We start from the raw sequence: 7,393 nt of genomic DNA on the forward strand, positions 1-7,393 counted from the left end.
CGATGGATACTTTAATCTTTGAAGTTGGGACTGCGTTAGTATTAGTCGCTTTTGCAGCTATTCTCGCTGCAAAGTTAAAGTTCTCGATTATTCCGTTTCTTATTATACTCGGTATGCTAGTGGGGCCTCATGCCCCAGATTTAGGGCTTATCGATTTAAGATTTATTGAAAGTGGAGAAGTTATTTCCTTCCTCGGCCGTGTTGGCGTCATATTCCTCCTATTTTACTTAGGTTTAGAATTCTCAATTAAAAAATTAATTAAATCAGGAAAATCAATTGCTTTTGGGGGAACTGTTCATATATCGCTTAATTTTATATTAGGTTTACTTTACGGATATATAATGGGTTTCCCCTTATTAGAAACATTAATTATTGCTGGGATCATAACAATTTCATCGAGTGCAATTGTTGCGAAAGTAATTGTTGATTTAAGAAGATCTGGTAATAAAGAGACGGAGCTAATTTTAGGAATCATTATGTTTGATGATATTTTTTTAGCGGTATATTTATCAGTCGTTTCAGGATTAGTACTTGGAGGGGCAACATCATTTGTAGGTGCTCTTACATCTATTTTAATCGCAGTAGGTTATATGCTACTATTCTTTGTAGTTGCTAGAAAAGCTACACGGTTTTTAAATAAAATGTTAGATATTTCGTCCAATGAAATTTTTATTATTGTAATATTCGCTATTTTGTTCTTTGTAGCAGGATTTTCAGAAACGATTCATGTTGCAGAGGCAATTGGAGCATTATTACTAGGACTCGTTTTTTCTGAAACAGAGCATAGTGATCGAATTGAACAGCTTGTCGTTCCGTTTCGTGATTTCTTTGGAGCTATATTCTTTTTCAGCTTCGGTTTAAGTATAGACCCATTTTCACTTGGAGGAGCAGTGTGGTTGGCATTAGGAGCAGTTTTCATTACTCTGATCGGTAATTTTACTGCTGGAATGGTTGCGGGGCGTAAAGCTGGGTTATCGCATAAGGCTTCTACGAATATCGGTTTAACACTTGTATCACGCGGAGAATTTTCCATTATCGTCGCGAATATTGGAATCGCGGGCGGCTTAATGGCAGCGATTAAACCGTTCTCCGCTTTATATGTTTTAATATTGGCATCGTTAGGACCATTATTAACGAAAGAGTCTGGGAGAATATACTCGCTACTAGATAAGGTGTTTAAATGGAGTGCTAAAGAACGTGCGAAGCGAGAAAAGGAAGTTGGATAGTATAAAGAGGCTGCATGAAGTTCATGCAGCCTCTTTATACATTGTTACTGTTGTCATTTTTTGTCGGTAAGTCGATATATTTTAATAATCGCTGATATAATCCAAGAAGCAATCAGTATAATTTCATTTACCGTCGAACCATTATCTGAATTTCATCAACTATTAATCAGTTGCCTTCCTATTTAAAAACGACTACAATTTTACTGTTATATATATGAACGAAAAAAATAGAATAGGAGGGGAAACTATGCCAAGGAAAGTATGGCTATTAGTAGCTGGGATGATTATTAATGTCACGGGTGCTTCTTTTTTATGGCCTTTTAATACAATTTATTTGCATGATCACCTAGGAAAATCTTTATCTGTGGCCGGAATGGTATTAATGATCAATTCGCTTACTGGTGTAATCGGAAACTTGCTCGGCGGTGTTTTATTTGATAAATGGGGCGGTTATAAATCAACTTTAGTAGGGATTGTGATTACACTTGTATCGATTTTAGGTCTTGTGTTCTTCCACGGTTGGCCGTTATATGTTGTGTGGCTAGCGTTAATCGGCTTCGGTTCTGGAATGGTCTTCCCATCGATGTATGCGATGGTTGGTACGGTTTGGCCAGAAGGCGGAAGACGGGCATTTAATGCGATGTACGTTGGACAAAATGTTGGTATTGCGATCGGAACAGCATGTGGTGGATTAGTTGCATCGTATCGTTTTGATTATATTTTCTTAGCGAACTTTATTTTATACTTTGTTTTCTTCTTAATTGCTTTTATTGGATTCCGCGGTATGGAAGACAAGAAAGAGCCAGGAGTGCAAAAAGAAGTCGAAACGAAAAAAGGGTGGTCACTTACAACCTGGATTTAAAGCACTTCTTATCGTGTGTGTAGCATATGCTTTATGCTGGGTTACATACGTACAGTGGCAAGGAGCGATTGCAACACATATGCAAGAATTGAATATTAGCCTTCGTCACTATAGTTTATTATGGACGATAAACGGAGCGATGATTGTTTGTGCGCAGCCACTTGTTAGTATGCTAATTCGTTGGATGAAGCGTTCTTTAAAACAGCAAATTATGATTGGGATTTTCATTTTTGCGGCGTCATTCATTGTGTTAAGCCAAGCGCAGCAATTTACGATGTTCCTCGTTGCGATGGTAACATTAACAATAGGTGAGTTATTTGTATGGCCTGCGGTTCCAACGATTGCAAATATACTTGCACCAAAAGATAAATTAGGGTTTTATCAAGGGGTTGTAAATAGTGCGGCGACTGTAGGGAAAATGTTCGGGCCGGTCGTTGGCGGAGCAATTGTGGATTTATACAATATGGAAGTATTGTTTATAGCAATCATGGTAATGCTTGTAGTAGCGCTTATAGCAACGAGCATTTATGATAAACGAGTAAAAGTAGAAGAAACAGTTGAAGAAAAAATTGCAGTTTAGTTTGACGGAACATGTAACATGTTTTAGAATATATTTAAATAAAACAACCTTTAGAACAAGGGAGATAGCTCGGTTGTCTTAAGATGAATTCGTTAGTTATTAAGAGTAACGATTAACCGAGAAGTCCTCGCTTTAAGTAAGCTCTTAAGAGATACTAAGTGAAGGATAGTTCACTTAACTTATATGTGTAATAACAGTGAGAAGGAGTAGTAGTAATAGAAGCTGGTTTAGAGAGTTGACGGTCGGTGCAAGTCAATCCACGTTTCGTTATGAACTCGCCTTTGAGTTGCAGTTGTGAAACTAATAGTAGCAATTGCCGTTAATCCACGTTACGGATCTAAGCGAATGTATATTTGTACATTAATTTAGGGTGGTACCGCGGGAATCTATAACCTCTCGTCCCTTTCTAGGGATGAGAGGTTTTTTGTATTTTGGGCGGTGAAAATAAATAGAATTTCAAGGAGGGTATCTCATGAGCTTTAATCATCAAGAAATTGAGAAGAAGTGGCAAGGGTACTGGGAAGAGAATAAAACATTCCGTACGCCAGATGAGACAGAAAAACCAAAATTTTATGCACTAGATATGTTCCCATATCCATCAGGTGCAGGCTTACACGTAGGACATCCAGAAGGTTATACAGCGACAGATATTTTATCTCGTATGAAGCGTATGCAAGGATATAACGTTCTTCATCCAATGGGATGGGATGCATTTGGTCTTCCAGCAGAGCAATATGCACTTGATACTGGAAACAGCCCAGCTGAATTTACAGAGCATAATATTAATACGTTCCGTAACCAAATTAAATCATTAGGTTTCTCTTACGATTGGGACCGTGAAGTAAATACAACAGATCCAAACTACTATAAGTGGACGCAATGGATCTTCCTAAAACTATTTGAAAAAGGCTTAGCTTACGTTGATGAAGTACCTGTAAACTGGTGCCCAGCACTTGGTACAGTACTTGCAAACGAAGAAATCATTGACGGTAAGAGTGAGCGTGGTGGACATCCAGTTGAGCGTCGTCCGATGAGACAGTGGATGTTAAAAATTACAGCTTACGGAGATCGTCTATTAGAAGATCTAGATGAGCTTGATTGGCCTGAAAGCTTAAAAGATATGCAACGTAACTGGATCGGTCGTTCTGAAGGTGCAGAAGTACACTTCAACATCGATGGTACAGACGAGAAATTCACAGTTTTCACAACGCGCCCTGATACATTATTTGGTGCAACATACTGTGTACTAGCTCCAGAACATGCACTTGTTGCAGAAATTACAACAGCAGAACAAAAAGAAGCGGTAGAAGCTTACATTAACGCTGTAAAAATGAAGAGTGACCTAGAGCGTACAGAACTTGCGAAAGAGAAAACTGGTGTATTCACTGGTACTTACGCAGTTAACCCAGTAAACGGTGAGAAATTACCAATCTGGATCGCTGACTATGTTCTTGCAACTTACGGAACAGGTGCTGTAATGGCAGTTCCAGCTCACGATGAGCGTGACTATGAATTCGCATCAGTATTTAATCTTCCAATGAAGGAAGTTGTAAAAGGCGGAGATATTACGAAAGAAGTGTACACAGGTGATGGTGCACACGTAAACTCAGCATTCCTTGATGGATTAAATAAAGAAGAAGCAATCGCAAAAATGATTGAATGGCTTGAAGCAACGAGCGCAGGAAATCAAAAAGTAACGTACCGTCTACGTGACTGGTTATTCAGCCGTCAACGTTACTGGGGTGAACCAATTCCAGTAATTCACTGGGAAGATGGTACAATGACAGCTGTGAAAGAAGAGGAATTACCATTAGTTCTTCCGAAAACAGAAAACATCCGTCCTTCAGGTACAGGTGAATCACCACTTGCTAACATTGACGAGTGGGTAAATGTTGTTGATCCTGAGACTGGTAAAAAAGGTCGTCGTGAAACGAACACAATGCCGCAATGGGCTGGTAGCTGCTGGTACTACCTACGTTACATCGATCCAAACAATAGCGAAGCACTTGTAGATCCTGAAAAAGTAAAACAATGGCTTCCAGTTGATATTTATATCGGTGGTGCAGAACATGCCGTACTTCACTTACTATATGCTCGTTTCTGGCATAAAGTATTATACGATATCGGTGTAGTTCCAACGAAAGAGCCATTCCAACAATTATTCAACCAAGGTATGATTCTAGGTGAAAACAACGAGAAAATGAGTAAATCAAAAGGTAACGTTGTAAATCCTGATGATATCGTAGCAAGCCACGGTGCAGATACACTTCGTCTATACGAAATGTTCATGGGACCATTAGATGCTTCAATTGCTTGGTCTGAAAATGGTCTTGACGGAGCTCGTCGTTTCCTAGACCGCGTATGGCGTCTATTCGTTCAAGATAACGGTGAATTAAGTGAGAAAATTACTGACGCACCAAATAAAGAGCTTGAAAAAGCTTACCATCAAACAGTGAAGAAAGTAACAGAAGACTATGCAGAGCTTCGCTTCAACACAGCGATTTCTCAAATGATGGTATTCATCAACGATGCATACAAAGCTGAAACACTTCCAAGAGAATATGTAGAAGGTTTCGTAAAAATGATTGCACCAGTTGCACCTCATATCGGGGAAGAGCTATGGAGCAAACTTGGATACAATGAAACAATCACATATGCAAGCTGGCCAACATTTGATGAGTCTAAACTTGTAGAAGATGAAGTTGAAATTGTTGTTCAAGTTATGGGTAAAGTTCGCGCAAAACTAACAATGAGTAAAGACGCATCAAAAGAAGAAATGGAACAACTTGCAATTGAAGCAATTCAAGACCAAATTGAAGGGAAAACAGTTCGTAAAGTAATTGTTGTTCCTGGAAAACTTGTTAATGTTGTTGCAAATTAATTTATTCTAAAAAAAGCTCAGAGTATGTATACTCTGAGCTTTTTTGTGTAGAAAATAATCTCTGGATCACCCTAGTCTAAGTTTTCAATTATTCCAATACGTACAAATAAAAGAGCGGAATTCCAATACAGACAAACACCTATTTTTCTATAGGAAATATGATAAAAAAGGTAGGCTAAATTGAGTAGAAGAGGTGAAAGGAATGAAAGGGATGGACAATAATGCACCACATGGTTTCTTCGGGGGTGGATCGGATAGTTATGAACAAATGATGTTAATGGGAGGAGGACAACAAGGATACGGTGGAATTCCGAGCTGGATGGGCGGAACACCTGGAGGTTTTTCCACATCAGTAGCCGGTGTACAAACTGGAATTCCAACATTAACAGGAGGATTTCCATCATCGGTAGCCGGAGTGCAAACTGGAATCCCAACATTTGTTGGCGGAGCAGCGGGAGGAGTACCAGTAGGTGTACCAACTGCATTTCCATCTTTCGTTGGAGGAGTACAGACAGGATTTCCTGTACCGGGAGTAGGTGTTGTGGCAGGCGGAGTAGGTGGTTATCCACAAGGTTTTTACGGTCAACATGGCCATCATGGCCATCATCACCATCAAGGCCACCACGGTCATCATGGACACCATCATCATCAAGGTCAACATGATCATCATGGCCACCATCACCACCAAGGTCAACATGGCCATCACCACCACCAAGGTCACCACGGTCATCATGGACATCAACAACAACAACAACAAGTACATCACCACGGCCACCACCATATACATCCACAGGCTGTTCTTTATCAAACTCATCAAGGTCAACATGATCATCATGGACACCATCACCACCAAGGTCAACATGGCCATCACCACCACCAAGGTCACCACGGTCATCATGGACATCATCAACAACAAGTACATCACCACGGCCACCATCATATACATCCACAGGCTGTTCTTTATCAAACTCATCAGGGTCAACATGGTCATCATGGACACCAAGGTCAACAGCACCAACAGCACCAACAGCACCAACAGCACCAGCAATATCAGCAATATCAACAACAGCAATCTTCTCCTTGGACAGGTGGAATTGGAGCAGGAGCAGCAGGGGCAGCAGCAGGAGCAGCTAGTATTAGTGGAGCTGCAGGACACGCGGGGCACGTGGGACATTAATGAGTTGCAGAAAAAAAGACATAATAAAAAACTGCTAGGAAATCCTAGCAGTTTTTTTCAGCTTCTTGGCGCTGACGTTCGATTTCAGCACGAAGTTGTGGCTCTGGTGCTTGCCAGCCTTCTGGTTTTAAAATTTTGCCGTCGCCTTCGCGGAAGCGAGGTTTTCCATCAGGGAATAGCTTTGCCATGTTTGCGTTATTTACAATTTCAAATCCTTTATCAGGACGTACGCCCATTTCTGCAAACGTGCCGAATGCAAAGTAAATAAGGTCAATCAGTGCATCGTATTGATCTTCAACAGTCGTTGCCTCTAGAAATTCTTCTAGTTCTTCCTGCATAAAACTTGCACGGATTTTTGCACGCTCTTCTGTTAATTTTGTTGGAGTATTTGTCACAGGATGTCCGAATACTTCATGCATTTTCGCAACAAGTTCGTATCCTTTATCTAAACCTTTTTCGTTTGTCATGTTGTTTCATCCTTTCTTACGTTATGCCGAAGTTTATTGTAACATAAGGTGATTATGAAATGAAAAGAACATCTTATCGAAATAAGATGTGGTCATCTCCCTGTCAAGTAGACAGTAATAAAAAGAGTATTATGCCACGGCCTTTTCCCGATATTCTATCGGGGAAAGGCCGTGAAGTTTTTCTTGGAATCTTTCTGTAT

5 protein-coding genes, 1 pseudogene and 1 other annotated feature are annotated in these 7,393 nt (G+C 40.1%); of the genes and pseudogenes, 4 read left to right on the forward strand and 2 right to left on the reverse strand.

What is annotated here, in order from left to right:
* Positions 1-2 precede the first annotated feature (2 nt).
* From MR168_RS08345 to MR168_RS08360, 4 genes and pseudogenes are all read left to right on the forward strand, one after another.
* Positions 3-1,226 (forward strand): cation:proton antiporter, encoded by a 1,224-nt coding sequence (locus MR168_RS08345; RefSeq protein WP_048558784.1) that lies wholly within the window; start codon positions 3-5, stop codon positions 1,224-1,226.
* 247 nt (positions 1,227-1,473) lie between these two features.
* Positions 1,474-2,668: pseudogene (locus tag MR168_RS08350) on the forward strand (MDR family MFS transporter).
* Between the two features lie 187 nt (positions 2,669-2,855).
* Positions 2,856-3,075 (forward strand) — a binding site (T-box leader).
* Between the two features lie 65 nt (positions 3,076-3,140).
* Positions 3,141-5,549, forward strand: coding sequence for a leucine--tRNA ligase (gene leuS, locus MR168_RS08355; RefSeq protein WP_086411293.1), 2,409 nt, complete (start codon positions 3,141-3,143; stop codon positions 5,547-5,549).
* Between the two features lie 202 nt (positions 5,550-5,751).
* Entirely contained in the window at positions 5,752-6,726 is a 975-nt protein-coding gene (locus MR168_RS08360; protein WP_242291232.1) for a hypothetical protein, read from the forward strand.
* Positions 6,727-6,770: 44 nt separating this feature from the next.
* Here MR168_RS08360 and MR168_RS08365 read toward each other — a convergent pair whose 3' ends face one another.
* Positions 6,771-7,193, reverse strand: a complete 423-nt coding sequence (locus tag MR168_RS08365) for a pyrophosphohydrolase domain-containing protein (RefSeq protein WP_000180554.1) — start codon at positions 7,191-7,193, stop codon at positions 6,771-6,773.
* Between the two features lie 129 nt (positions 7,194-7,322).
* On the reverse strand, positions 7,323-7,393 hold a 71-nt coding region (locus MR168_RS33620; protein WP_325782447.1), incomplete at its 5' end, for an IS3 family transposase.

The organism is Bacillus cereus group sp. BfR-BA-01356, from assembly GCF_022663635.1.
Taxonomy (GTDB): Bacteria; Bacillota; Bacilli; order Bacillales; family Bacillaceae_G; genus Bacillus_A; species Bacillus_A cereus.

Bases quoted from the DNA above. Each gene is read 5' to 3' on its own strand.
- MR168_RS08360 (WP_242291232.1), top strand. From the start codon at position 5,752: ATGAAAGGGATGGACAATAATGCACCACATGGTTTCTTCGGGGGTGGA.
- leuS (WP_086411293.1), top strand. From the start codon at position 3,141: ATGAGCTTTAATCATCAAGAAATTGAGAAGAAGTGGCAAGGGTACTGG.
- MR168_RS08365 (WP_000180554.1), bottom strand. From the start codon at position 7,193: ATGACAAACGAAAAAGGTTTAGATAAAGGATACGAACTTGTTGCGAAA.
- MR168_RS08345 (WP_048558784.1), top strand. From the start codon at position 3: ATGGATACTTTAATCTTTGAAGTTGGGACTGCGTTAGTATTAGTCGCT.